This window comes from Deltaproteobacteria bacterium, assembly GCA_016931625.1.
Lineage (GTDB): Bacteria > Myxococcota > XYA12-FULL-58-9 > XYA12-FULL-58-9 > JAFGEK01 > JAFGEK01.
The window spans coordinates 1-26,201 of the sequence record JAFGEK010000071.1; the positions used below are offsets into that span (position 1 = coordinate 1).

A 26,201-nucleotide genomic window follows, 5' to 3' on the forward strand; every position below is an offset into this window, starting at 1 on the left:
CGACCCGTTTGACAATAACAGGTTTTCAAACACGCGGACATCTACCCGTGCTAATGAAGCGGACATCTATAAATACTTGTAACACAAAAAAGATATTTCAGGTTAATGCGTTGCATTGTGGTGTTTTTGTCTTTATTGCACAGATATGACCTTACTTTTTAGGCAAAATTTAATGATCTGATCCACATATAAAAGTCGATTGAATTTGCAATTTTTACAAATATAACGTTATTGCCGCGAAAGCGGTAATCAATAATATTTTATTAATATCAACCAGTTATATACTCTCACGTTCGTTTAGAGGACGGAAAATGGATGGTCGTTCGAATTTGCAAGTGGATCATTTTAGGAAGTCATTTTAGGAAGTGTCCCTAAATTAGCTCTAAATTAGCTAAATTTGCCTAATAAAGAAAGAAGGTAAAATTGTACAAAATACAAAAATTTTTCGGATATAATTTCAATAGTATTGTGAGGTAGAAGCATACATATATTGTGCTGAGGAGTTTGAAAGATGAGAGTAATAGTTGTTGTTTCAATTTTATTTACTACGTCATTTGTATACGCCGGCGAATGCGATACCCCACAACCAGATTGGCTTTTTTGTGAAGATTTCGAAGAGGTAAATCTTGACTGGGCAACTTGGTATGCACAGTCACCTTTTGATGAGTGCGTCGGTTGTAGTAATGGCCAAAATGATCCTGGACGACTTTATATAGAAAATAATTCAGATAATGCTTATGAAGGAGTCGGTTCTTTGTACATGCCTGCTGCCGCTAGGGCAGAGTATCAAGGTGCAGATCTTCGATATCATCATTGCAAAGGTAGCAAACGTCAAGGTTGTGAATTAATTGGTCATGACATTATGTACTACCGCGCTTGGATTCGTCTAGCGCCAGATCATCAATATGTACATCATTTTATGAGTATCGGGGGTACCAAACCAGATGATTACTGGGGAGGTTCTGGTACTGCAGGTTGTCGCCCTAATGCTACTACTAAAGCAGGAACCGCATTAGATTTTGATAATGATCACGGACTACATTTTTACACTTATTTTCCAGAGATGCATTGCGATGACCTTACTGTAGGTGGTGGCTATTGTGCGGATATGCAACCAGACTTATGTAATGAATGTGCTGCCAAAGGTTTTCCCTGCACTAACGGTTATGAGTGTTGTTGGGGTAACAATTTTCCTTCAAATAAGTCAGAGAGAACTACTCTACCTCGTGGCGAATGGGTATGCTTAGAAATGATGGTGAAATTAAATACTCCAAGTGAAAATGATGGCGAAATGAAATACTGGATGAATGATGAATTGCAATATCATAAAACTGGCATGCGCTGGCGTGATATCCCAGAATTGCAGCTAAATCGTGTGGCTCTGCAACATTATATTGAAAGAGGTGATGCAAACCAATCTAATCGCATATGGTGGGATAATGTTATTGCGAGTACTTCGAAAATTGGGTGTCTAAGTAGCAATACAAATGATAATTCTCAAACCAATGATTCGTCAACTACTACTGAAACAACAGATGAAACTACGGCACCTGTAAATTCAATAGACTCTCCAGAATCAAATAATAATGCGATTACTTCTAAGTCTGATAAAAAAACTTCAGTTGCTAGCGGATGTACAAGTTGTAATTTGCCGTTTTTAGCTATCTGGCTAAATTTATTAATCATGGTATTTTTAAGAAGACGATACTTGGACCAAATATTGAAGGTAACCGCGCCAAAATGAGGTTTGCGAACTTTTTACTACAAACCGGTAATGAACATTAATCAGTAAACATTTTACTGGTAATAGCAATATTGCGAATCGTATTTTGTTAGTAGTTCATTTAAAAATCACTTGTGATCGGGAAGTTGATGTGACTTTAACAAGTGGCTCATTCTACATAATTATCAGATCTCGGAGTATTAATGTGGTTCGTTGAATCTTATGTCTTATACAATTATGGGCGACGTCTAATTGTTCAAAATCGCCTTTTCATTGACCAAATACCGACAGGTTATAAACTCGTTTGGCACGTAAGTGAACAATGGGCCTTAAATTATCTGCAAAGCTTATCAAAAGATGTTGTAAATCTAGCTACTCTGCGTAGTCTAGCCTATCGTCATCATAGCGGCGCACCAGCATTAGCTACTAGCAATGCTGCAGTTATAGAATTCGTTGCACGCCTATGGTCACAAGGAGAACTATGCCTGTTTGCCGAACCAGAACCTCAGCTCCTTGCCATTAGTGATGAAAAAAAAGAAGTTGACCAACAAAACGAAACTGAGACCTCAAAACCCGACCATACCTTTTCACTCACCATAGTCGACCACGATAGCGCCGAAGCACTGGCCAATATCACCGTGCTGCTTAGGCTACCTGGTGATCAAGAAGCGGGTGAAAAAACCACGGATAGTGAAGGCAACATACAAGTTAATGGTCTTGCAAAGGGGCACGCTGAACTTTTTTTGGGATCACCCCGGTGGCAATATTGTTTTTAACTTTGAATCATACATCGCTGACGAAAGCGATACCTTTGAGCAATATAAAAAGCAGCTTGCCCATCGAAAAAAAATAAAATCAATGCAGGCTCCACATATCAGGATCGACAAAGACGACAAAGAATGGAATAAACGACTGGAGTTTCAGTATTTCCTCAACGAATTTATGCACCCCATAACTTGGTTTGAGGTACTCGATAAAAACCCGTCATTACATTTATGTCTGGCCCATTTCGGTGGTATTGAAGAATGGACCGGTTTACGCGAACACACCCATTATGCTGTAATCGGTAGAACCGCTGGGATTTTTGCAGATGAAAGCATAAAGCCAATCATAGATGATTCAGAGAACGATATGAAGCCATGGGCTGAATACATTTTGCAGACTGCCAATGGCAAAAGAAGCGATGCGAAGTGCAAGGAGTTTCTTGGTACGGTAGAGCAAGTTTGTACAGGAGGCGACAACAACATTTTATTACGCTCTCAGTTTAACATGACACAAATCATTGCGGAGATGATCCAAAGCGGAAAATATAAAAACCTTTATACCGATTTAGCATTTCTGCCGATCTATAAACACATTGAAAGCTTTGACATGAAAGCCGCCTTCATGAAAACGCTACAGTGCTACCCAGCCCTTGTAGATCGCATACTGTTTGGAACTGACTGGTACATGCTGCTTAGAGACATGTCTAACGCAAAATTTCGTGATTTATGTAACTTTGAAGATGCAGAAGAATATTTTCTAAATACTAAAAAAACTTTGGATTACATATCTGAAGAGATTAACGACGGCAAAGATCTTTGGGAGTTATTCACTAGTACAAACCCCAAACGTTTCTTTGGGTTACATGGGAGTAAACTCGATAGCTTAAGGGACGCTTTGATAAAAGCAGAAGCCGATGAAATAAAAGTTAAAGAAGGTTACCGCTGTATCTCTTCTTAGGTTTTTCAAATATCGATCGGTGTGAAACTATCCGGTACGACGACTTTGCATCTTGATGGCGTAACCATCAAGACCTTGGGGATCAAGTATATATTACGGCCCAACTATAACTTGTACAAGTCGCTGTGGTGCAAGATAACTTTGAGCAACTCTTTGCACGTCAGCAACTGTTATTTTTGCAATATGTTCAGGATAATGACGATAATCATCATAGCCTTGCCCAAAACGTTCACCCAAGGCGTTAAACATTGCTCTGGCGCCAGCACGTTGCAAATCAATAGCATGCGTTCCGATCAGATATCGTTGGGCACGTTCTAGCTCTATAGCAGTCACAGGAGTTTGTCTTAAATGATCAAGGTGATTGTATAATCCTGCAAGCGCTTGCTTAACTTTATCTGGACTAGTGCCTATATAAATATAGACATAACCAGGGTCGATACCTTCAATGCTGCTTGAAGAAACTGCATAAGCTAGACTTTGGCGGTCACGTAAATCATAAAAAAGACGGCCACCTTGACCAGATAAAATTGTGGTGAGTACTTCGAGAGCGAATCGATCTTCACAATAGACAGTGGTACCCATACTACCAACTATAATATGGGCTTGTTGTTTTTCGAGCATATATTGCGCCTGGCGCATCTGCTTTGGAGGTGTATCAATAGCAGGGTCAGCAGGAAGAGTTTCACCTTCACCTTCTTCAAGTTCACGGCTTAACAAATCAATAGTGCGCGCTCGATCAATACCGCCCACAACTGCAACTACTAATTTATCAGCAGATAAGTAACGGCGTTTTAAAGTGGTCATATCATTAAGGGTAAAACTAGCTAAAGAATCTTCAGTGCCACCAAGACGCAATCCATAAGGATGATTGGGAAATAGGGTTTGGGCGAAAAGCTCGAAGGCTACTGTTGCTGGATTATCATCACGAGTATTAAAACGTTCAAGTAAAAGAGCCCGTTCACGCTCGAGGTCTGATGCATGAAATACTGGATGTAACAAGTTGTCACAAAATAATTGCAATCCTTCAATTGCTTTTTCAGCAATAAACTCGCCTCTAAGTCCAACAGTATTGCGCCCAGAAAAAGCTCCCAAGTTACCACCCAGCACTGCTACTCTTCGCGCCATTGCTTCGGCGCCAAGATCTTCACTTGCTAATCCCCATATCGAAGAAAATAGAGCTCCGACGCCTACTGTAGCTTTGGTTTCGTAGCGTAAACCTCCGAGTGCTACTGCACGAATTGCTGCAATGGGAGCATTAGTTTGACGCACCAGCAAGACAGTTTTATTGTCAAGCTCGATTCGTTCAACATCTATATTTTTTTCAAGAGTACGGCGATGGCGTTCTGCACGGCGATAGCGTTCATCAACTAGTGACTCAACCATTTCTTCGTATGGCTGGTCATCATTTTGTGGTACTTGCACGATAATAGCAGGGTAGGTGGTTAAATAGCGACGAGCAATGGTTTGCACTTGTGTACAAGTAAGATCCGCAATTGTTTGGCGATAGCGCGTCTCATAATCATAATCACCAGCCACAACTTCGAAGTAACCTAAGCGACGAGCTTCACCTTGTACGGTTTCTCGTTGATATGCGGTTTCGCTAGTTACAACCACTTTTGCTTTATCTAATTCATCTTCGCCAACTAAGTGCTCGCGTAAACGAAAAGCTTCATCAAGTATTGAAGTAAGTGCAGCCATTATATTTTCTTGGCGTAAATTTGCCCCTAGTATCATTAGACCAGGATCACGAGGAGTATAGGCATAGGCATAAACATCGTTAACTAATTCTTGACGACGGCGAGTTTCAACAAACAAACGAGATGATTCACCTTGGCCAAGTAAAACTGCCAATATATCCAGGGCAGCAGTATCTTGATGTTTTAGACCAGGTATATGCCAAGCTAAAGAAATACGTGTTTCTTTTACGTCTTCGCGTAATACTTGCACACGTACTTTGTCGCTAGTCATCTCTTTTTTGTGAGTAAGTATTGCGGTTTTGGCTTTTGCTTGCCAATCGCTAAAAAAATGATGCACTCGCGTTTTTAAGTCATTAATATCAAAGTCACCAACTGCAACCAGAGTGGTGTTTTTCGGTTGATAGTGACTATTAAAAAAGCTGCAAAGAATATCACGAGAAATGGCGCGCACCGTATTTTTTTGTCCTAATACTGGCCGACCATATGAATGATCTCCATATGCTAAAGCGAATAAGGCATTAGAAATTCGGCGGGCAGGCACATCTTCGGCACGATTAATTTCTTCAATGACTACTTCAATTTCACGAGCTAACTCATCAGCATCAAATGAAGAGTTACGTAAAGCATCAGCAAGTACATCAAGCCCAAGATCAAGCTCGCTATTTGCTAAGACTATGTGATAAACCGTTTGATCATATGATGTCCAAGCATTAATTTCACCACCCGCAGCCTCAATGCTACGTGCGATTTCACCGACCCTACGAGCCGCAGTGCCTTTAAACAACATGTGCTCATGAAGATGCGCGATACCAGCAAGACTTTTATCTTCATCTGCTGAGCCGACTTTTACCCAGGCTTGTAGTGCTACTACTGGAGCCTCACAAGTTGCTTTTGCTAGTAAGGTCATACCATTTTGAAAGCGTAGGCGTTCAATTGTCATAGGGCCTCATTATCTTTTTTTCGTAATCCAACAAGAAAAATTTCAGTAGATTGTCGTCGAGTAGCAAGTGGCCGTAAGAGTTCAACTTTGCCATATTCATGACGCATACGTTGTACAATAGATGGTACATCACCACCCTCTAATACTTTTACAACTACATGGCCGCCAGGCTTGAGATGTTGCAGTGCCATATCAAGCGCTCGTTTTGCTAGATTGGCCGAGCGAATAGCATCTGTTTTATGGTCACCCATAGTTGCAGGGGCCATATCAGATAGCACTACGTCTATTGCGCCAGGCAATTGGCTAGCCTCAATATTAAAAGCATCACCTACACGTGCTTGTGTATTGCTAGGTAGGCTAATAGTGACGGCTTTGAGGTCGTAACCAATAACCCGGCCTTGACTGCCTACTTTGGCTGCCGTGTATTGTAACCAAGAACCTGGAGCACAACCCAAATCAAGCACCAAATTACCCTGACGGATTAAATGCCAACGTTTGTCGATTTCTTCTAATTTATAGATTGATCGCGCTGGCCTGCCTTCGGTTTTGGCACGGCGACCAAAATGATCTTGCATACGTCGGCGAGACATTTTAATCCTTTATAATGTCGCTACAAAAGTGACAATTGAGGTATATTTTGTAGTGTGTATCGGGTCTAATATAGCTAAAATGATTGAAAAGTCTCCACATTACGTTACCATTATGACACTAAGCAGTAGAAAAATAGCATGCAGAGTTCTTTATTGTAGATTTTTACCCAATGTTGATGCTATGCGTTAAAAGAAGTATAATAAGTAGTTAACCAACAATTATAGTAACTCAAATTTAATCTTTGGAGGTTTTTTTAAGATGGCCAGCGCAACCGCGATCGTGGCACAAGAAAATTCGCCGCGTTCGGCGCAGACCTTGTTTAGTAATATGCGCCAAGTTTTAATCAAAGCAAATAATGTCAGTGAGCGGCACTGGGGTGCGCCAATTACTGAAATTGTATGTCGTATTCCAACTATGGTTTATGGCGGAGTGCATCAATCAATCTCTTGTTTTTCAAAACCAGCCACTTTTAAGCAACAAAATGGCCCCTCCTTATTACTGGTGCCAGGTTTGTTTTGTCAGCCAAGTGTGCTTAACCCCCTTGGTCGTAAGCTTGAAAAGTTAGGTTGTGATGTTTATTTACCCAGATCACTGCCATATTTTCATGGTTTCTTAGCTAATGCGGCTCGTGTTGAACGTTCTGCCAAAGTTATTCTTAATGACCTTGAAATGCTTGCAATCAAAAAAGGGGTTAGAGAAATAACCTTAGTTGGTCATAGTCTGGGCGGTATAATTTCACTGTTAGTAGCGATACGAGCCAAAGAAAGTAGTCGTGTATTACCAAAAATACGTGGTGTAATCCTGCTTTCATCACCCTTACGGGGTTCACCATTTGCTACGGTATTAAGACTTTTAGTGCCGGCTTGTCGTGATCTTGATTCTGATTCACAGATATTACGCGAGGTACGTTCATATATTGGTACTAACTGCGTCATCGTTAGTTCTGGTGCTGATTTGATTGTGCCTTTGACTAGTCAAGAAATGAGAAATACTGAGGTTATTCGCTTAGATGATTTTCATCATACTGATTTTTACAACGGTAGTGATGAACGCATTACTCGCGGCGCACATGCAATTTATGATGCGCTTACTCAAAAGGTACTTTCATGACTTTGGTTCACACTCTGCTGCGCACCTTAAAACCTGGTGCTCACGCAGATGAATTGCAATCACCTGACCCTAAAATAGTTGGTTGGATAGATCGAATACTAACTTTGTTGCAGTACTATTTTCGTACTAAAATTTTCGGTCTTGAAAATTTACCTCAAGGCAAAGCGTTACTTGTTGGCAATCATAATGCCGGCATAACCTTTTTAGAGCCTTTTTTTCTCGGTAATGCATGGTACAAACGGACTAAAGGGCGTGATCCAATTTATTTTTTAGGCCATGACATCATGGTAGCTATGCCGTTTTTGGGAGAAATGCTTTCTCGTCTCGGAGTAGTTCGCGCTAGCAAAGAAAATGCTACTGCTCTTTTGCAAGATGACTGCAAAATTATGGTGTTTCCGGGCGGAAATTATGAAGCCTTTCGTCCATACTCAAAGCGTTATCAAGTTGATTTCGGCGGTAAAACTGGTTTTGTAAAGTTGGCATTACGTAATCAGGTCAATATTGTTCCGGTATTATCAGTAGGTGGCCACGAAACTTTCTTTGTTCTATGGCGTGGTGAACGTTTAGCAAAATTAACCGGCATCAATAAATTATTGCGTAGTGAATCATTCCCATTATTTCTTGGTTTACCTTGGGGCATTGGTTTGGGGCCAATTTTTCATTTGCCACTACCTGCAAAGACTTTAATTGAAGTCGGCAAACCAATAGACCTTAGCCAATATGAACCCGCAGATGCCAATAATCGTGAACTGGTGGTTGAAATTTCTGCAGAAGTGCAATTTCGCCTGCAAGAGATGATGGATCGTCGCGCTGGTGATCGCCGTTGGCCGGTGCTGGGCTAGATTTATATTAGGAATACCACTTACTTTACAAATGTTGTTTTGGCTTATAACAAGCTTAAGAAAAGCTGCTACGAAAGCCAATTAAAAAGGTAAACGTATATTATGAGTTTATGGCAATTAGAGGTGATTATGTTTTTATCAGCTATCGCAGTTAGTGCAACGGCAATGGCCCAAGAACGCTCCGAGATTGCAGCAGAACTTAAATGGAATCTTGCTGACCTATATCCTTCGGTTAAGGTTTGGCAAGCAACTCGTGACAAAATAGCTAGTGACATTCCTAAACTTGCTTTTATGCAAGGCAAGTTGGGTGACTCGGCACAGTCATTATACAAAGGTTTAAGCTTTGCCTCTGATTTACGTCAAAGTTTAGAGCGTCTTCGTGTTTATGCTATGCAGCTATATGATGAAGATACTCGTATATCAGCCAATTTAGAAATGAATCAAACAGCACGACAACTTAGTGTTGAATATGCTAGCGCAGCGGCTTTTGTACGGCCTGAGATTTTATCGTTAGGGGTGAAAAAGGTACGCAACTTTATTAAACAAGAAGATAATTTAAAAGACTACGAATTTTATTTAGAAGAAGTTTTGCGTTATCAGCCCCACACCTTATCTTCAGCCGAAGAGAAGATTGCTGCTGCCGCGGGTAATTTAGCACATACTGGTAGTGAAGTGTTTTCAATACTAACTAATGCCGATTTACCTTATCCTGAGATCACTCTAAGTACTGGCGAAAAGGTACGACTCGATACCTCCGCTTATAGTAAATATCGCGCGGTTAAAAATCGGGGCGATCGCGAAGCCGTATTTAAAACATTTTTTAATACCTATAAAGCTTATAGGCGTACTCTTGGCGCTACACTTTATGCGCAAATTAAAGCGAATTTATTTGATAAAGACATTCACAAATTTAAATCAGCACTAAGCATAGCTCTTTTTGACGACAATATTCCGACAGCAGTTTATACTGAGTTGATTGCTGATGTGCATCAGTCATTACCTACTTTGCATCGCTATCTAAAGTTACGCCAGCGTATGTTAGGACTTAAAGAGTTGCGTTACACCGATCTTTATGTTCCTTTAGTTGATGATGTTGCCTTAAGCTATACTCCGCAACAAGCAATAGATTTAACGGTTAACGCAGTGGCGTTTTTAGGTAATGATTATGTAGCTACACTCAAGCAAGGCTTAACTACCGGATGGGTAGATTTTATGCCATCAACTGGCAAACGCTCTGGTGCATATTCGGTGACGGCATATGGAGTACATCCTTATGAATTGCTAAATTTCAATGGCCAGTACGAAGATGTTACAACCCTCGCTCATGAGTCTGGCCATGCGATGCATAGCTTTCTCACTAATGGCCATCAGCCTTATATTAATTCGAATTATTCAATATTTGTGGCCGAAGTTGCCTCAACTTTAAATGAAAATCTATTGCTTCATCATTTATTAGAAAAAGCCAAAGACGATAATACGCGACTGTATTTACTAGGTAACTATCTTGAAAATTTGCGCCAAACTCTATTTCGTCAAGTATTCTTTGCTGAGTTTGAACTGGCGATATACCAACGTGCTGAAAAGGGTGAGGCTTTAAGTGGCGAAAGCTTATCAAAAATATATCTTGATTTAGTACGTCAGTACTATGGTCATGATAAAGGGGTATGCAAGGTTGATGACCTTTATGGTGTTGAATGGGCATTTGTCCCGCATTTCTATTACAACTTTTATGTATATCAATATGCTACAAGTGTTGTAGCTTCACTTTCAATAGCTAATGCTATTCGTAATGAACAAGCGCGTGGGCAAACCCAAGCGCGTGATGCGTATCTGAATATGCTTAAAGCGGGCGGTTCTAATTATCCGATAGAGCTACTAAAAGCCGCTGGCGTTGATATGACCACTAAAGCACCTTTTGATGCGGCAATGCGAGAGATGAATAAAATTATTGATGAAATCGAAGCGATCGTAGCGCGGCGAAAGAAATAAGTTATATCGAACTTAACGATAAAACGGTAAGTACAATTTTTGTGAAGCTAAACGCCATGTTTTATACGTTCGATATATATAATATACCATGGCGTATTCACCAGACTGAAAGTTCTGTTAGGTAAGCATTTGTACTATTGCATCAATTTGAAAATGGCGGTCAAAAGCAAATGCATAATGAATGTTTTCTCTTTTAATAATAGTTAGTGATACGGCATCAACCAAACTTAGGTCGTTAATTTTTTTTGCTGCCAAAAAATCAAGAGCTTGCTCATGTTCATTAGCTGAAATCCAAATTATATCAATTAACGGTGCAAATTCAGTACGAAAACTTAGTAAAGCCTGGTAGCCAAAACGTCGTTGAATTAACGCATAGGTTTCAACTAAAACATATGAAGTCGATATTAGTTTTGCTTGCTTATTTTGTAAGCGAGCAAAAATCTTAACAGATTGTTTATGAGCGGTATCGTTTTGAGAGAGTAAAGCGATAATAGCGGAAGTATCAATAAAAATTCGGTTCATTTTGAAAATGCATCTGCAAGATATTTGTCATGGTTTTCCGCAAGGTCAGTAGCATTTTGGTCATGAAGTGTTCCTAATAGTTTTGCTGCACATGCATAGCGTGAGACAGTAGTACCATCATACTTTGCTAGAGTTTCGTTTAAACTACGACGAACGATTTCAGAAATTGATACTCCATCGCGGCGTGAGATTAATTTTAAACGACGAGCTTGTTCATCGGGAAGTTGAATTTGAGTCCTAATCATTGTTATATTATTAAGCACAGCATGCTGTGATGTCAAATATAAAAGGTTTATTTGTAAAAGGTTTAATTATACCACCGCACATTTTTGGACATTTTTAGCGTCTGGCATTACGGCACTACGATCGGGGGGGGTTCTAACCCGACTAATTCGATACCTAGTTTTTCAGCAAATTCAAAAATACGCGCATCGCGATAGAACTCACCAAACACTATGCGGCGAATACCAGTATTGGCGATGAGTTTAAAGCAAGGCCAGCAGGGGCTTGCCGTGGTGTAGATATCGGCTCCATCTATTGCGACTCCGTTTTTAGCTGCTTGCAAAATGGCGTTAGCTTCGGCGTGAATGGTGGCAACACAGTGGTCGTTTTCCATCATGTGACCAACTTCATCACAGTGAGGCAAGCCACGAATGGAGCCGTTATAGCCAGTAGATAAAATAGTGCGATCGCGTACGATCACTGCACCAACATGTTTACGATCACAAGTAGCCCGAGTCGCTACTACTTGAGCTATTTGCATAAAATAATTATCCCAATCATGACGTTCACGCATTTATTACCTCATTAAGCTTTAGCTCGTGGTGAACCTGCAATTTTTAGTGCTTCTTCACGTAATGTATAAACAATGCTTTGCACCCGGTCGCGCAAGGCATCGCGGTCGTCAATAGTTAATTGAGCTACCTCAATGGGTTCACCAACTACGACAGCTACTTTGCCGGGTCGAGCATAATTTTGTCCTGCTGGCAAGAGTTCATAAGAGCCGCCAACCGCTATTGGTAAGATTGGTCGTCGTTGATTGATAGCAAATACAATCCCCCCTTTTTTAAAAGGTTGTATTAAACCATCTTTGCTGCGTGTGCCTTCAGCAAAAAATAAAATATCATAACATGACCGTGATCCTGATTCTTCTAGGCGTTGTAAATCGTTGCCGGTGCCTTTGCGATCAACACTAATATTGCCAGTGGCACTCATCCCCCAACCAAAAAACGGTATACGAAACAACGAAGCTTTAGCGACAAAGCGAATTGAGCGCAATTTAAGACCAATTAAAATGGAAGGTATGTCAAGATGGCTTTCATGATTTGAGACAATTACTAATTGCTCTGCTAGTTGTGTTTTATCAGTATGCCAGACCGTCGGCTGCAATTTTATACCCAGCAGCACCAAACATAGACCAAAGAAAGTGTGATATATAAAGTCTACGCTAGCTCGGGGTAAATGTAAAAAAGCTAAGATCGATGCGGCAGTTGCCATTGGAATTACAATAATTGCAAGAATTATCAAAGTAAAAATTGAACGAATCATAATATTGCAGCCCATAGCAGCAAAAGCACATCTAACCCAAGAGAGGATCGCCCAAAATTGCGCGTGCTTGCTTAATATGTTCAGGCAAGCAAAATATACGCGATACGGCTACCACATCTGAAAAACGTCGATATAAAGGGGTATATTCTTCTATACGACTAATACGACCGACTTCTGGTTCAATAACTAATAGCGGAAAAGTTTGCTCACACTGTCTAAAATATTTTGATAATACTCCTTGTGAGCGTAAACGAAAAAAATCAATATTTGCATGGTGCAACCGTTCATCAAGCACCATATATTTTTGTTCTTCATTAAAATCATGAGTTTCAACCAATAAGCGGTATGGACGACGTTGAACAATACGCTCTGCCCAAGGGTTATTAGAGCTACGCAAAGTCATCCATAGTTGTATATCATCATGGTTTAGATACTCTTCACAATGTGCCGGCAGTTGATAATCGCTAGTCTCATAAAATTTACCCAACATATGTTCAAAACAAGTAGTTGTATGATGATAGTAAATTGCTAAAAACATATGTAAGCGAGCTAATAAGAAATTTTCAAATGCCCAAACACCTTTATGTTGCAAACCTAGGGTATATTGGCCTTCATATAAAGCAGCAGTAACGTTACTAACTAGCCATTGATGGTCGAAGTTACCGTATGAAACACCACAAGCATAAGCATCACGCCGCAAGTAATCCATACGATCAGCATCCATTTCGCTGGATACTATTTGAGTTAGCAATGGCAATAAATCATAGCTATTAATTACAAATGCTTGTTTATCATTAGCAGGAGCATGGCCGCATATTAATGCAGCAATATGTTCTGGTTCTACTCCTGTATCTTTAGCTTGGGTTTTGATTAAATCATAAAGTTCAGAGTGTAAAATAAGTTTTAAAGTATAGTCTTCATGTGTAGCTTGTCGCTCAATATTATCAATCCACGAACCAAGGTTAAGCTCGGCAACTTTAGGCATAACGCGTTCTGAAACATGACTTAGCGGTGGATGCCCAAGGTCATGCAAAAGCATAGCAAGTCGTACAGTTTGTCGTAGTCTGTTCTTGTCTTGTTGGGAGATGTCAATTGCACATAGAGCGCGATCAATCATTCGCGTAGCCATATGCATAGCACCCAATGAATGAGAGTAACGGGAGTGTGAGGCACCAGGGAAAGCTAATTCTGCAAAACCAAGTTGTTTAATGTAACGAAGCCGCTGAAAGGGGCGAGAATCAATGATGCGGATTTCAGCAGTATTGACTTCTATTGTACCATGAACCGGATCAAAAATAGCTACCATGTCAGTTTCTATATCGTTAGTGTTAGTTAACGGCTAGACATATTGTCATCAATACTTTTTGCGCTACATAATTTGTTTGCATATATTCTAATTATGACAACTAACAAGCGGCACTATAGCAAACCTAAAGAACTGCCGCTGTTTAGTGCCGCGGCTCGCGCTAAAGCTATGCAGTCGCATGCTCATGATTTAGCTGAACCCATGCATGTGTCTTGCGGGCTTGCTAGTCTGGATATATCTCTAAATGGTGGGTTTACGAGAGGGACAGTAACTTTATGTGCAGGTCGACCACGCGTTGGTACTTCATCATTACTAATCGGTATAGCGTTATCTGCCTGCAAACGTGGTGAGTCTACTGCAATATTATCTGAGTCTGTTAGTGCTCGCCAAATGCGCGGTCGTATCGTTTTACTTGAAGCAAAGGTCAATGGTTATCGGGTTAGTGCTGGTTTAATTAGTCCTGAAGATCGCATAGCAATTGCCTCTGCAAACGAGCGTTTACCTTGGCAGTTTGTACATATCTATGCCCGTAATCGTATAAGTGCGGCTGATATTCATGAACATATAAAAACCTATCGACCGTGGTATTTACTGGCGGATCTGCAACCTCGCCCAGAGGTTAATCCCGTAACTCATGACCCAGTTACTGCATTAGCTTTAGGGGTTGAGAATTTAAAAACAATAGCCCGACAGCATCATGTTGCCATTGTCGTTCGTTATACCATGCCCATTGCGCATGGACGTCCAAACCGTGGAGAATTACCAGGTCTTGGTGCCTATGCTGAAGCATTCGATACAGTTTTGTTGTTACATCGTGGTGATGATGCTGATGATGAAATGTCACTTGAGCCACCGGCAACCTTACCGGGTCGTATCGCTGAAGTACAAATTGTACGTCATGATGGTAAAGATTGTTCACCAATTCATATAAAGCTCCATTTTGATCAACGCTATGCTGCAATGAGTGATTGGGATGCAGTAGAAAAAAGTGATGATAGTGTGCTAACAACAACCTAGTGTTACAGAATACCAAACATATTGATGAGCCAACGACTATATTAGTTTTGCGCTATAGTTCTGCAGGTGACGTTTTATTAATTTCACCAGTATTGTCGGCACTAGGTGCGGCATGGCCGCAAGCGCGTATCGTGGTGGTGACTAAAAGTCAGTATGTGGATCTTGTGCGTTCACATCCGCAAGTTGCCGCTGTTGAACCCGTATTGCCAAATGAAAATATTTTAAAGCTATATTTTAGGCTGCGTGCCTTAAAGCCTACGGCTATTTTAGATTTGCATGGAAAATTGCGCGGTATGGTGTTGCGCCGACTAGTGCCGCGTCAAAATCGTGCCCTCTTACATAAACGTCCGTGGCATCAATCGCTAGCGGTACGTTTAAGATTTAAACGTTACCACAATAAGCAGCTAATTGTAGAACGTTACCATGCTGCACTTGAACAGTTACTAGGGCATAAAGTGTCGCCAGGGGTTTTGCATCACGTTGCCACAACAGAGCATCTTGCTAAAGTCAGCGAAAGTTTAGTAGCCGCGGGTGTAGATTTAACCAAACCTATTTGCGGTATTTCTCCAGGCTCGCAATGGCCTACTAAGTGCTGGCCAATAGAATACTATGGTGAATTAGCTGCGCGTCTTACTAATAATGATGGCTTACAAGTCGTGCTAGTTGGTTCACAAAAAGAGGTGCAATTAACCAAAGCCATCAAAAGCCGCGCCCCAGCAGCAATAGATTTAGGCGGGTATTTTAATTTATGCGAACTCGCAGCTTTTATTAGCAAATGCAGACTTTTTATTGCCAATGACAGTGGTCCTATGCATATGGCGAGAGCCCAAGGTGTAGCAACTGTTGCAATATTTGGTTCAACTGATCCAGGTTTATTTGATTTTACTGGGCATACTGCTTTATCGCTTAATCTTGATTGCGCCCCATGTTCACTTTATGGCCGCAAGCGCTGTCCATTGGGGCATTTTCGCTGTATGCGTGAGCTTGATGTCGATCGTGTTTATGATGCCGTGCAAAAAATATTCGCCAAAGCGCTACCAGCGCTAGTTCGGGGTTGACTTTAAGCGTGAGCAACGACAAAAGCATTTGATGCCAAAACGTCAATACAACCAGCTTCGCGCGCTTAGTATTACTCCGCATTATTTAGCCCATCCAGAAGGCTCAGCTTTAATTGAATGTGGTGACACTAAAGTGATTTGCACTGCTAGCATCGAAGAAACAGTGCCAAAATGGATGTCAGGTAAAGGCCGTGGCTGGATAACTGCTGAATATGATATGTTGCCTCGCGCTACTTCAACACGAAATCAACGCGATTCACACAAAGGCAAAATTAACGGACGTACCCAAGAAATTAGTCGGCTTATTGGGCGTTCTCTTAGGGCTACTGCAAACATGGCATTGCTGGGTGAGCGTAGTATTATGGTTGATTGTGATGTGATTCAGGCTGATGGTGGTACACGTACTGCTTCAATAACTGGTGGTTATGTTGCTTTAGCGTTAGCAATTAAACATCTAATCGAAAGTAACAAACTAAAACCAGAAGCAATGCCAGCACCAGTTACAGCAATATCTGTTGGTATTATAAACAATGAGCCATATCTCGATCTTGATTACGAATTAGACTCTCGCGCTGAAGTAGATATGAATGTAGTCATGACCGGTGCTGGTGAATTTGTTGAAGTACAAGGTACTGGTGAAGGGCATACATTTAAACGTGAATCTTTGGATATTTTGCTTGATCTTGCTTTAGGTGCACTACCAACATTAATAGATATTCAACAAAGAGCGATTGCCACACCACTCAGCGAAAAACCTTTAGTAATTAACGCAAAATAAAAAAGCTATTGTGTATAAAGTGAATAATAAACGTTTACATCTAGCCACCAAAAATCAACACAAATTGCAAGAGTTTCGTGAAATTCTCAAGCCGCTGGGTTATGTAGTAATCGGTTTAGATAATATTGCAGGCTATAATGTTGTAGAAGATGGCGATACTTTTGCTGCCAATGCTATAAAAAAAGCGCAAGTATTATCAGATATCACTAAAGAGCCAGCTATCGCTGATGATTCAGGTTTGGTCGTTGATGCTCTTGATGGTGCTCCCGGGGTTAATTCGGCTCGTTTTTCTTCTGTATCAGGTTCACAACAAGATGCTGCAAACCGCGCAAAACTCCTTGGCGAATTAACACATATCGCAAATGACCATCGCTCAGCGCGTTTTATTTGTGCCATCGCGCTTGTTATTCCTGGGTCTTTAGTAAAGGTAGTTGAGGGTAGATGCGAAGGCATGATCGCTTATGATGAACGCGGCGAGCATGGCTTTGGTTATGATCCCATTTTCATTCCACAAAACATGCAAAAAACCATGGCAGAATTAGATGCTAATGAAAAACATGCAATTAGCCATCGGGGGCGTGCAATAGCTAAGTTATTAGAAATATTAAAATATTAGCCATTAATTTGGCAAATTAGCTATGTCGGTTAACAAAAATTTTGTACCGATCTTTCAATGATTTATTGTGCCTTGACAGTCGTTATCCCGCAGGCGCACCATATTATTGTATACTTTGTTCTATGCAAATTTAGGAGGAATAGAAATAGTTTAGATGGTCTAAGGTGTTTAACCATCTAGCTAGCAACGATGATTCGCGCCAAGGAGTGTTAAAATGCTCGCCAGAAAACAAAAACCAATTCGTACGACCTTAGGCGATCTCATCAATGCATGGTATGAAGCAGCACTTGACGAAGTAGGTGATGAAGATGCGGCGCGTCACATAGCTGCAGTTTTAGTCTCAGATTTTCTGGTAAATTCTCAGAGACCTCACTAGTAATTTATTAGTTTCATAAATTTAAATGGTCTTAAATTTTTCCACTTTGATCTAAATAATTATCTTGCCTCTTGTAGCCGCCTGGGAACTCAGTGCATAATCTGCCAACCCTTAATTGCTTGGAGCTCTTTGCCCATTTCACCACGATTGGAGGCTCATGGAATTCTCGATTAAATATCAAGAATCTTATTCACGTTCCGAGCTGTTGCTGCGTTCCTTTTTTGGCTGGTTATACATTTTAGCACCACATTTAATAGTGATGATGATCTTAGGTATTTGGTCTAATATCATCAGCTTTATTGCTTGGTGGTCAATTTTATTTACTGGCCGATATCCCCAATCATTTTTTGAGTACAATGTTAAAATGATAAATTGGGGCATGCGATTTAATGCATCAATGTATAACTTGATTGATGGTTATCCAGCCATTGGTCCCAATGGCAGCCATCCATCAGTAACACTAAACGTTCCATACCCAGAGCAATTAAGCAAAGGCAAGTTGCTATTGCGTACGTTTTTTGGCGGTATTTATATTCAAATACCGCACATGATCTGTTTGTGTGGTCGTTTTCTCGTTACCGGTATTTTGCAATTTTTAGCCTGGTTTTCAGTGTTATTTACCGGCAAGTACCCACAGAATTGGTTTGAGTTTAATGTTGGTACACTGCGCTGGATTTTGCGGTTAAATCTTCATTTGATGAATATGACCGATGTATACCCGCCATTTAGTGGCAAGCCTAATCCAGAATAACAGTTATTATTAAAAGTATTACTGATACTTACTCCGGGGTGGGCAAAAAAAATAAATAAAGCTCACCCCGGATTTGTACGAGGATAATGTGGCACAACCAATACCGTTACCTCAACCCCATGAATTAGATAAACGCGAAAAAGAAGATGCAATGGCTGCATATCTTATGAATTTTGCAGCATGGGGGGCAGGTCTACCGCTACCATCATTAAATCTTATCGCTGCTGGTATATATTATTTTATCAATCGTAAAAAAAGTCGCTTTATCGGTTTTTATTGCTTTCAAGCGTTTACTTCGCAAATACCTACAACACTGATTAATATTGGTGTGGTAGGCATTTTTGTTGACTATGTGATTATTTTAAACCGTTCATTACCTAGTTTTTTTGTGCCTTATCTTATCTTCGCTGTGTTGATGAATTTATTATATTTAGGTGTCAGTATTTATAGTTGTACACGTGCGGCAAAAGGGCGTTTTTATTATTTTTTAATATTCGGTCGCTGGGCTTATGCTCGTTACTACGGCCCTAACGCAATTTCATTTGAAGAAGTTCCGCATAAAAATATACCGCCCGGGGGATTTTAGAAAGTAGCAAATAATTTTTAAGGTAAATAACGAGTTAACAACGTGCGTTGGTTTCGCGAATTATTTCTTCTTTTATTGCTCTTTGGTGTTTGCGGTGCAGGTGTATATTATTTTTGGCAGTGGGTTTCACAGCCTTCTGATAGTAAAAGTGCAACCAAAGAAGCAGATGTACCTTTTCAAGTATCAGTCGAAGGAAAAATCCGTAAATTACTCAAACGCGAGATTGCCTTAGAGGCGGTTAAAGACAAAATAGTTACCAACGATATCAAAAAAATTCACGATCGCTTAGCGCCACATATCGGTAAGTTACCTTTTGCTATTGAGATATATGTTGTTGATTCTCCAACTATCAATGCAGTGTGTCTGCCAGGCGGATTGATTATTGTTTATGCTGGACTAATTCGCATCTTACAAACTCCAGAAGAACTTGCAGCAGTATTAGCACATGAAATCTCACATGTGATTCATGGCGATGTTATGAAAGTGCTAATGCGTGAGTTGGGTATAACTGCACTTTTAACTTTAGCAGGTGGTCAAAGTGACGCAGTAACCTCTCGTTTATTGCATCGCTTGGTTTCTACTGGTTTCAGTCGTCAACAAGAACTTGATGCTGACAAAGAAGGGTTTCGCATATTGTCTGATGCTAATATTGATCCTGGTGTTTTTGCCCAAGCTTTACGCCATATGCGCAAAGCTCAAATTGACGATACCAACTCTGACTCTTCAGATGACGATTTAGGAGCACTCGAATATCTAAGCACTCATCCTGATACTAATGATCGTATTCAAAATGCCGAAGCCGCTTCTGTAGCATGGTCTGGTAATGCACAACCTATTAAAATAGACTGGAAGCGTTTTCGTTCCCGTTTTCGGATATTTCGTTAATACACAGTTGCAAATGCTTCCCTTAGCTGACAATCTTGCAATGGGCACAGCATGGTTTACTTTTACTAAAATGCTATGCTAAAGGGGCCAACAGCTTGCGCGCGTGGCGGAATTGGCAGACGCGCTGGACTTAGGATCCAGTGGGCAACCCCCGTGAGAGTTCGACTCTCTCCGCGCGCACCAAAAAAATCTATTTTGCATATTATTAAAAGCAGTTATTGACTTCTCTGTCATTGATGGTGTTCGCTACGAGTGATGAATCCGAAAGTGACACGTCAGCATCCGCGTATCACCGCGCCTGTAAAAATATTTGATTTAAGCACTACTCCACCTAGTAAGATGTATTCAAAGAATATTGGTCTTGGTGGTTTGATGTTACAAACAAATCATCGTAAACCCGTAGGTAGTTTATTCGATATAGTTATTGAACATAAAGGTATGCGATCAGAAGTACGCTGTCGTGTAACTCACCTTCAGGCTGATGGTTTTGGTGTATCTTTTGTTGAACCAACTATTAATTTTATTGAGTTTTTACAAAAGATTGTTGATGATTTATTAGGTTGGCGTATTTTGGGTGAGCGGCGTCAAAATATGCGATTGCCAATAGATGCTAGAATTGTGTGGACCTATAATGGTGTGCAGCAAGAAAATCGCTTAATCAATCTTAGTCACAATGGTGGCTTGGTCGAATCTAGTCAATGCCCACCTTTAAATAGTGAAATATTTGTATACTTACCAGGTTATACTTATGCCACTAGTAATATACACCCAAGCGAGGCTAGAGGTTGCATAGCTCAAGTCATGCATACTGCATACGACCGTTTTGGGGTACAATTTATAAATCCCAGCGCTGAATTTCGTATGGCAGTAGAAGAATTTGTTCGCTTAATGCGATTAAGACAGCAAAGTAATACTTAGAGAGTTATATTGTATATTTTATTTTTGCAGATAGACAGCAGTCATACTTTTTAGTGAGGCGTGGTGCAAACAGCGATTACAACTTCTAAGGCTGGCCCAGTAGTGCGCAATGCCGTTACGCGTCTGCGTGAAGTGTGCGAAAGTGGTGACATCAAGAATTATTTAGCCGTAGATCGTAAAAGTGGCGAACCTATGCACCAAGAAGCGCGTCAGCTTTTTGCGAGTCTGCCGGCAGTTACACCGGACACTAATGCTGATGAGATCGTTGATTTGGGTTTGTGGTCATCAATACCTCATAATTTACGACGCGCGCTGGAGATGCCACGTTATCGTGTGGGGCGCGAAATTTTCGTACGTACTAATGCTAGCCATCGGGTGATTGAGCGTCTTCGTCCGGTTGGAAATTATGATACCAATATGCCATTAACTTTTACGCATCGTGCTCAATTGTGCGGACAAATGGGTGATTATTTTGTTGCCTTAGTAGATGGCGCCCCGAAGCCGTTGCGCTTTTTACGTTCTGAAGTTTATGCCTGGAACGAGCCTACCCCTATACCGCAATCAGGTTCGATCTCAGGAGTACAATTTGATTATAACGACCCATTACTTAAAGCCCATATTTGTGCAGCTTTTGTTGAGCTTGAAGAAGAAGCGGGCAATCTTGATTTTAACGAACCTGAAGAAAAAGTGCGCAGTCAACAAATCCACCTTATTCGTCGGATCACCTCACGCGTGCAGATGAATTATGCTGGGCGTAGCGAAAACTATGCTGGCGCAAATGTTGGTGCCCTGCTTTCTTACGGGCAAGGTGTGTGTTTCACTCAGCGCGCGGTTGCCCTGATTTTATTAGCGCCTTTTTGTAAAAGCCTAGGTTTCGATTTACAGGCAGCCATTGGTCGAACTTTACGCTTAGGTGTACCACATGGATTTGCCATTGTTGTATTAAGACCTTCACTATCGCGCTATGTTGTAGACCCCGCCTGGGGTGAACCATTGACAGACTTGCGTGTTGCTTTTTTTGGCCCTGTTTGGGGGCAAGACCGTCAACTTGTTGGTCTTGAAGGTAGTGCAGATACTAATATATCTCCTGAAGCTATCGATTTACCGGAGATAACCGTGTCATGATTATTGTTCGCTATGCAATTTGCAGTGAGCGTCAAGGCAAACCCGTTACCCGTATGGTGGTTGAGTCACGTGTTGATGCTGATAATGCGCTAGAGCAAATTCGCGAACAAGATCGCGCCAATCCCGAAACTACTTATTGGATTGCCGAACTCGGCTCTGAATCTGAATCTTGGCGCTGGTTGGCACCTGAAGCGGAAGTAAAAGAGTGACATTTCAAAAAACCGTGTATTTAGTTTCTTTAGGCTGCGCCAAAAACCGCGTTGATAGCGAAGTAATGCTTGGTTATCTAGTTAATGATGGCTATGAGATAGTATCACACCCACAAGAAGCAACAGTTATAATTATTAATACTTGTGGGTTTATCGCATCAGCTAAACAAGAATCTATTGATACTATATTAGAAATGGCGCGTTATAAAACCGCTGGTAAAGCTAAGTATCTAATAGTTACAGGATGTCTAAGCCAACGTTACGCTAAAGAATTACAAAAAGAAATACCCGAGATAGATTACTTATTAGGCACAGGTAACTTTATAGAAATTGCTAAAGTACTTCGTAAAGATATAGTTAGAAAAAAAATATCTAAATTACCCCCTCCCGTATTTACACTTAACGCCAATACTCCAAGGTTGCGCACTTTAGCGCTGCATTATTCATATGTAAAAGTATCAGAAGGTTGTTCTAATAAATGTGCCTTTTGTGCAATTCCTTTTATTCGTGGAGCGCAATGTTCACGCACAGTGGCCGATGTTATGAGAGAAGTAGAGCAATTGCTAGCCTCAGATTGTGTCGAAATTAATTTACTGGCACAAAATCTTTGTGCTTATGGGCATGATTTAACTCCTAAACAGAACTTGGTACAATTGCTACATGCTTTAGATAAGCTTGGTAGTGAGCGCGAGCATTATTGGATCCGTTGTTTATATTTATATCCGCGCGGGCTTACAAAAGAGTTAATTGATACTATTGCCAGCAGCAAGCATGTGCTTAAATATATAGATATACCTCTGCAACATATTGCTGATCCAATACTTCGTCGCATGCATCGTGGCAAAGGTGGTGCTGCAACTTGGGACTTGATCCGTGTTTTGCGTAAAGCAATACCTGGTTTAGTTTTGCGTACTACATTCATTACTGGTCTGCCTTATGAAACTGCAGACGATTTTAAACAACTATGTGACTTTGTGCGCGAAATAAAATTCGAGCATATGGGAGTATTTACTTTTAGCCCTGAAGAAGGCACGGCTGCGGCAACCATGAAAGGGCAAGTGCCAGCAGAACTAGCTCTTAATCGTCGTGATAAATTAATGTCTATCCAGCAAAAAATATCTAAAGCACAGCAAAAGGCGATGTTGGGTAAAACTATCGAAGTATTAGTTGATGGCATAAGTGATGAAAGTGATATGTTGTTGCAAGGCCGTCATCAAGGCCAAGCCCCTGAAGTTGATGGGGTAACTTATATTACTTCAGGTACAGCTAAGCCTGGCGATATAGTCAATATAGTTGTCGATCAAGTTGGCGATTATGATGTAGCAGGAGAGATCCTGTAACATTATTACTTTTTAATTACCGCAATTGTAGGTGGTGCAGTATTGTCGATATCAGTTTGTAAAATTACAAGTAAGTCATCAGTAGATATTGGCCTACCATGGTTATTTTCATAGGTACTAAGTAGAATATCATCTAATAACGTTATACTGGTTAGCCATCTCGGACATTTTATTATCTGATCGTTAACCACAATATATCTTTGTTCTTGTTTAGTCTGACGTACAGCAAATGAAAGTAAAAAGTCATCAATTTTTTGATAGGCTCTATGTGTTTCTACGGCGAGCAGTTGTTTTTTTGAAATTGTGTTTTGTTTGCCATTTACTGTTACCAAAAAATCACCTGCAAGCTGGTCGTCAGCTGTAGGTGTTTTTAATTTAAGCGTTTGCTCAATTGTTTCACCACGCTCGAATATAGCCTCTAGTTCATCAATAGTAAGGTATGCACGTTTTTTAGTAATTGCAGCTTCAAATATTTTGTGTAGCTGAGAGCAACTTTTGATATTTTTATGAATTGTAATATCTGATGATGCTAAATTGCCACTAAGTATTAATAAATAGGTTTTAATTTTTTTGGCAACTGCTGGCGGCCCTAAAAGTGCCTTGCGTTGTAATTCGCCCAAAACATAGGCAGGATCATCTAATAAAGAAGCCTTTATTTTTCTAGCTGATCGATTAGCTTTAGGGTCATCAATTTGCTCAACTATTTTTTGATATTCTGCCAACGTTAACCTTCGCCCTTCGGCAAATTGGGCTGATTGAATCTTATGCAATAATTTTGCATTTCTTACGGAATAATCGGCATGCCCATTTGATACTGCATCTTCTATATTTTTTTTATAATCTAATAAAAATACAACAATAGCATCATCGTGTAAAAGCTCAGCAAGTTTTAATTTTTTAATGAGTTGTGCATTAGATAAAAATAACTCTTGAGGCAAAACCTTTGTTTCATCATCATCTGCCATACTTAAAGGTTTGTTCTTCTTGTTTGTATGTATTTTACTGCGTTTACCTTTTTTGCCTGAAACTATAGTTAAGTCTAAACCGTATTCTTGAGAAATTGATTTATTAGATATTGGGTCAGATGCATTTAATATATTATTAACAATATTTAATGGCGGCTCTTGTTTATGGGCATGTTTTTGACTGTTATAATCAGCAATTGCTTCATGCAGTATTTCAATATCACTATAATCTTTCATATAGTCGTATTTATTTTTATAGGCATCTATAACATCACTCCATTTGTATTTTGCATATTTATTGCTGGCTATTTTAGTTATTATATCTTTTAGCGCTTTTGGGCCTAATATATCACAATAGGCATGAGCATCTTCATGTAATTCTAAGCGCTTTATTACTTTTTCGTCTTTTGAAAAATCTTTATTAATATAGCGCTCACCGGTGCGACGGTCATAAAAGCCACCGTTTTCTTTCCCCCTGTTTAGTCGCGCTATAGTTTCGGTATCACTAATTTTATTTGCTTCCTCAATTTTTAGTTTTATTATACCATCAAATTCTTCTTTGCTTACGCTGAATTTTAACTTGTAGTCGTTAACTATTATATCGCTATTGTCGACAAGCTTTCTAATTAATAGATCTTCATTAACCGCTTCTAGTTTTACCTGCAAATGATGCTTTATTTTAGCGGCTTTTGTTAATAAGATGGTTTTTTCATCATTACTGGTATTTTTGCGGCACGCTTTATCATAGTCATCCATGGCGTGGTTAAACTGGTCTTCTAATTTATTAAGCTCTACAACATCTTTGTGACCAACAGGCAGTTTTTTATTGCCAAAAGCGTCGAATTTTACTTTGCTTAAACCATAAAAAATTACGCGGTTTGACATTAAACTAGCTACGTTACTGCGCAAAAACTGGGCGCAACCTTTAAAATCACCTTGTTGAATATAATAAGTAGCTAGGCCTAAACTAATATCGGCTACGGTTTCACCAACAAACAAACCGCTACTAACGGCAAAACTACCGACTGTTTTACGGGCTAAAATGCAACCACATCCACCTATGCGTAGCATGTTAAAGCCCATACCCATAGCGCTTGAAGCGATGGCATTGGTAAAACCCATAGGGGTTAAGGTTTGATTTAGCCCTTCTTCATTGCCAGTAAAATAATAATAAAGGCCGATAGCACCTAAGGGAGCTGAACCTTGAATTGCAGCCATGGCGCTACATATCACCATGGCATTACCGACCGCACCCGCCGTGAGTTTACCGACCTTATGTAATCTCTTGAGGTTGGCTAATGCTTGTGTTGATATTGTGGTAGTAAAAGCTCCAACCCCCATACCAACCCCCATGCCAATCCAAAACTCTGGGGTAAATGGCATGCGCGAGAATTCAGAAGCTATTTGATTAAATGACTCTTCAAGATTTTGCGCCACAGTTGCATCTTTAAGTTTTTTTCCACCTTCGATTGCAGTTAGATAGCTTTTATAAAAATCGGGATTTGAATTTTGAAAATTTCGTAATCGTGCTATTTCAGCATCAAAAGAGCTATCGGCAAATGCCATTTCATCAAATTTTACTTCTGC

The 26,201-nt window shown here is 40.3% G+C and carries 26 protein-coding genes and 1 tRNA gene; 19 read left to right on the plus strand and 8 right to left on the minus strand.

Annotated elements, in window-relative coordinates; genetic code table 11:
• Positions 1–511: 511 nt before the first annotated feature.
• From JW841_06315 to JW841_06325, 3 genes are all read left to right on the plus strand, one after another.
• On the plus strand, positions 512–1,744 hold the full coding sequence (locus JW841_06315; protein MBN1960541.1) for a hypothetical protein: 1,233 nt from the start codon (positions 512–514) through the stop codon (positions 1,742–1,744).
• Between the two features lie 182 nt (positions 1,745–1,926).
• Positions 1,927–2,499: a hypothetical protein gene (locus JW841_06320; protein ID MBN1960542.1), complete on the plus strand. Its 573-nt coding sequence runs from the start codon at positions 1,927–1,929 to the stop codon at positions 2,497–2,499.
• On the plus strand, positions 2,435–3,445 hold the full coding sequence (locus JW841_06325; protein MBN1960543.1) for a hypothetical protein: 1,011 nt from the start codon (positions 2,435–2,437) through the stop codon (positions 3,443–3,445). The genes JW841_06320 and JW841_06325 overlap by 65 nt, the downstream gene beginning before the upstream one ends.
• A gap of 93 nt (positions 3,446–3,538) precedes the next feature.
• On the opposite strand, the gene JW841_06330 is transcribed toward JW841_06325, so the two are convergent.
• Both JW841_06330 and JW841_06335 read right to left on the minus strand, forming a co-directional pair.
• A complete protein-coding gene (locus tag JW841_06330) occupies positions 3,539–6,082 on the minus strand; it encodes an insulinase family protein (GenBank protein ID MBN1960544.1) in 2,544 nt (847 codons plus the stop codon).
• Positions 6,079–6,672 carry an RlmE family RNA methyltransferase gene (locus JW841_06335; GenBank protein ID MBN1960545.1) on the minus strand — a complete coding sequence of 198 codons (594 nt, stop codon included), beginning with the start codon at positions 6,670–6,672 and terminating at the stop codon, positions 6,079–6,081. Before JW841_06335 ends, JW841_06330 begins: the two co-directional genes overlap by 4 nt.
• Before the next feature lie 259 nt (positions 6,673–6,931).
• Here JW841_06335 and JW841_06340 point away from each other — a divergent pair, with 259 nt between their 5' ends.
• The 3 genes from JW841_06340 to pepF all read left to right on the plus strand — a co-directional run bounded on the left by JW841_06340 (position 6,932) and on the right by pepF (position 10,614).
• Complete coding sequence (locus JW841_06340; GenBank protein ID MBN1960546.1) at positions 6,932–7,783, plus strand: hypothetical protein; 852 nt, start codon at positions 6,932–6,934, stop codon at positions 7,781–7,783.
• On the plus strand, positions 7,780–8,625 hold the full coding sequence (locus JW841_06345; GenBank protein MBN1960547.1) for an acyltransferase family protein: 846 nt from the start codon (positions 7,780–7,782) through the stop codon (positions 8,623–8,625). Before JW841_06340 ends, JW841_06345 begins: the two co-directional genes overlap by 4 nt.
• Positions 8,626–8,727: 102 nt before the next feature.
• Positions 8,728–10,614, plus strand: coding sequence for an oligoendopeptidase F (pepF, locus tag JW841_06350; protein ID MBN1960548.1), 1,887 nt, complete (start codon positions 8,728–8,730; stop codon positions 10,612–10,614).
• Between the two features lie 117 nt (positions 10,615–10,731).
• Here pepF and JW841_06355 read toward each other — a convergent pair whose 3' ends face one another.
• The 5 genes from JW841_06355 to JW841_06375 form a co-directional block, all read right to left on the minus strand.
• Complete coding sequence (locus JW841_06355) at positions 10,732–11,136, minus strand: PIN domain-containing protein (GenBank protein ID MBN1960549.1); 405 nt, start codon at positions 11,134–11,136, stop codon at positions 10,732–10,734.
• A complete protein-coding gene (locus JW841_06360) occupies positions 11,133–11,381 on the minus strand; it encodes a ribbon-helix-helix protein, CopG family (GenBank protein ID MBN1960550.1) in 249 nt (82 codons plus the stop codon). The genes JW841_06355 and JW841_06360 overlap by 4 nt, the downstream gene beginning before the upstream one ends.
• Positions 11,382–11,488: 107 nt before the next feature.
• On the minus strand, positions 11,489–11,932 hold the full coding sequence (locus JW841_06365) for a cytidine/deoxycytidylate deaminase family protein (GenBank protein MBN1960551.1): 444 nt from the start codon (positions 11,930–11,932) through the stop codon (positions 11,489–11,491).
• Between the two features lie 11 nt (positions 11,933–11,943).
• Positions 11,944–12,684, minus strand: a complete 741-nt coding sequence (locus JW841_06370) for a 1-acyl-sn-glycerol-3-phosphate acyltransferase (GenBank protein MBN1960552.1) — start codon at positions 12,682–12,684, stop codon at positions 11,944–11,946.
• Between the two features lie 31 nt (positions 12,685–12,715).
• A complete protein-coding gene (locus JW841_06375) occupies positions 12,716–13,990 on the minus strand; it encodes an HD domain-containing protein (protein MBN1960553.1) in 1,275 nt (424 codons plus the stop codon).
• A 93-nt stretch (positions 13,991–14,083) separates the two neighbouring features.
• Here JW841_06375 and JW841_06380 point away from each other — a divergent pair, with 93 nt between their 5' ends.
• The 13 genes from JW841_06380 to rimO all read left to right on the plus strand — a co-directional run bounded on the left by JW841_06380 (position 14,084) and on the right by rimO (position 23,649).
• Entirely contained in the window at positions 14,084–15,007 is a 924-nt protein-coding gene (locus tag JW841_06380; GenBank protein ID MBN1960554.1) for a hypothetical protein, read from the plus strand.
• Positions 15,007–16,065, plus strand: a complete 1,059-nt coding sequence (locus tag JW841_06385; protein MBN1960555.1) for a glycosyltransferase family 9 protein — start codon at positions 15,007–15,009, stop codon at positions 16,063–16,065. Before JW841_06380 ends, JW841_06385 begins: the two co-directional genes overlap by 1 nt.
• Positions 16,066–16,096: 31 nt before the next feature.
• Positions 16,097–16,843, plus strand: a complete 747-nt coding sequence (gene rph / locus JW841_06390) for a ribonuclease PH (protein ID MBN1960556.1) — start codon at positions 16,097–16,099, stop codon at positions 16,841–16,843.
• 19 nt (positions 16,844–16,862) lie between these two features.
• Positions 16,863–17,459: an RdgB/HAM1 family non-canonical purine NTP pyrophosphatase gene (gene rdgB, locus JW841_06395; protein ID MBN1960557.1), complete on the plus strand. Its 597-nt coding sequence runs from the start codon at positions 16,863–16,865 to the stop codon at positions 17,457–17,459.
• A gap of 214 nt (positions 17,460–17,673) precedes the next feature.
• Positions 17,674–17,835, plus strand: coding sequence for a hypothetical protein (locus JW841_06400; GenBank protein MBN1960558.1), 162 nt, complete (start codon positions 17,674–17,676; stop codon positions 17,833–17,835).
• Positions 17,836–17,992: 157 nt separating this feature from the next.
• Complete coding sequence (locus JW841_06405; protein ID MBN1960559.1) at positions 17,993–18,586, plus strand: DUF4389 domain-containing protein; 594 nt, start codon at positions 17,993–17,995, stop codon at positions 18,584–18,586.
• An 88-nt stretch (positions 18,587–18,674) separates the two neighbouring features.
• Positions 18,675–19,172 (plus strand): DUF4870 domain-containing protein, encoded by a 498-nt coding sequence (locus tag JW841_06410; protein MBN1960560.1) that lies wholly within the window; start codon positions 18,675–18,677, stop codon positions 19,170–19,172.
• Between the two features lie 42 nt (positions 19,173–19,214).
• Positions 19,215–20,057 carry a M48 family metallopeptidase gene (locus JW841_06415; protein MBN1960561.1) on the plus strand — a complete coding sequence of 281 codons (843 nt, stop codon included), beginning with the start codon at positions 19,215–19,217 and terminating at the stop codon, positions 20,055–20,057.
• Between the two features lie 97 nt (positions 20,058–20,154).
• Positions 20,155–20,240: transfer RNA gene (locus JW841_06420), tRNA-Leu, on the plus strand.
• Between the two features lie 72 nt (positions 20,241–20,312).
• Positions 20,313–20,975, plus strand: a complete 663-nt coding sequence (locus JW841_06425; GenBank protein ID MBN1960562.1) for a PilZ domain-containing protein — start codon at positions 20,313–20,315, stop codon at positions 20,973–20,975.
• 60 nt (positions 20,976–21,035) lie between these two features.
• Positions 21,036–22,100 carry a hypothetical protein gene (locus JW841_06430; protein MBN1960563.1) on the plus strand — a complete coding sequence of 355 codons (1,065 nt, stop codon included), beginning with the start codon at positions 21,036–21,038 and terminating at the stop codon, positions 22,098–22,100.
• On the plus strand, positions 22,097–22,309 hold the full coding sequence (locus tag JW841_06435; GenBank protein ID MBN1960564.1) for a hypothetical protein: 213 nt from the start codon (positions 22,097–22,099) through the stop codon (positions 22,307–22,309). The genes JW841_06430 and JW841_06435 overlap by 4 nt, the downstream gene beginning before the upstream one ends.
• The gene (gene rimO, locus JW841_06440) at positions 22,306–23,649 is read left to right on the plus strand and encodes a 30S ribosomal protein S12 methylthiotransferase RimO (protein ID MBN1960565.1); all 1,344 of its coding nucleotides are present in this window, start codon (positions 22,306–22,308) and stop codon (positions 23,647–23,649) included. The genes JW841_06435 and rimO overlap by 4 nt, the downstream gene beginning before the upstream one ends.
• Before the next feature lie 5 nt (positions 23,650–23,654).
• On the opposite strand, the gene JW841_06445 is transcribed toward rimO, so the two are convergent.
• A partial coding sequence (locus JW841_06445) for a hypothetical protein (GenBank protein ID MBN1960566.1) occupies positions 23,655–26,201 on the minus strand: 2,547 nt, incomplete at its 5' end.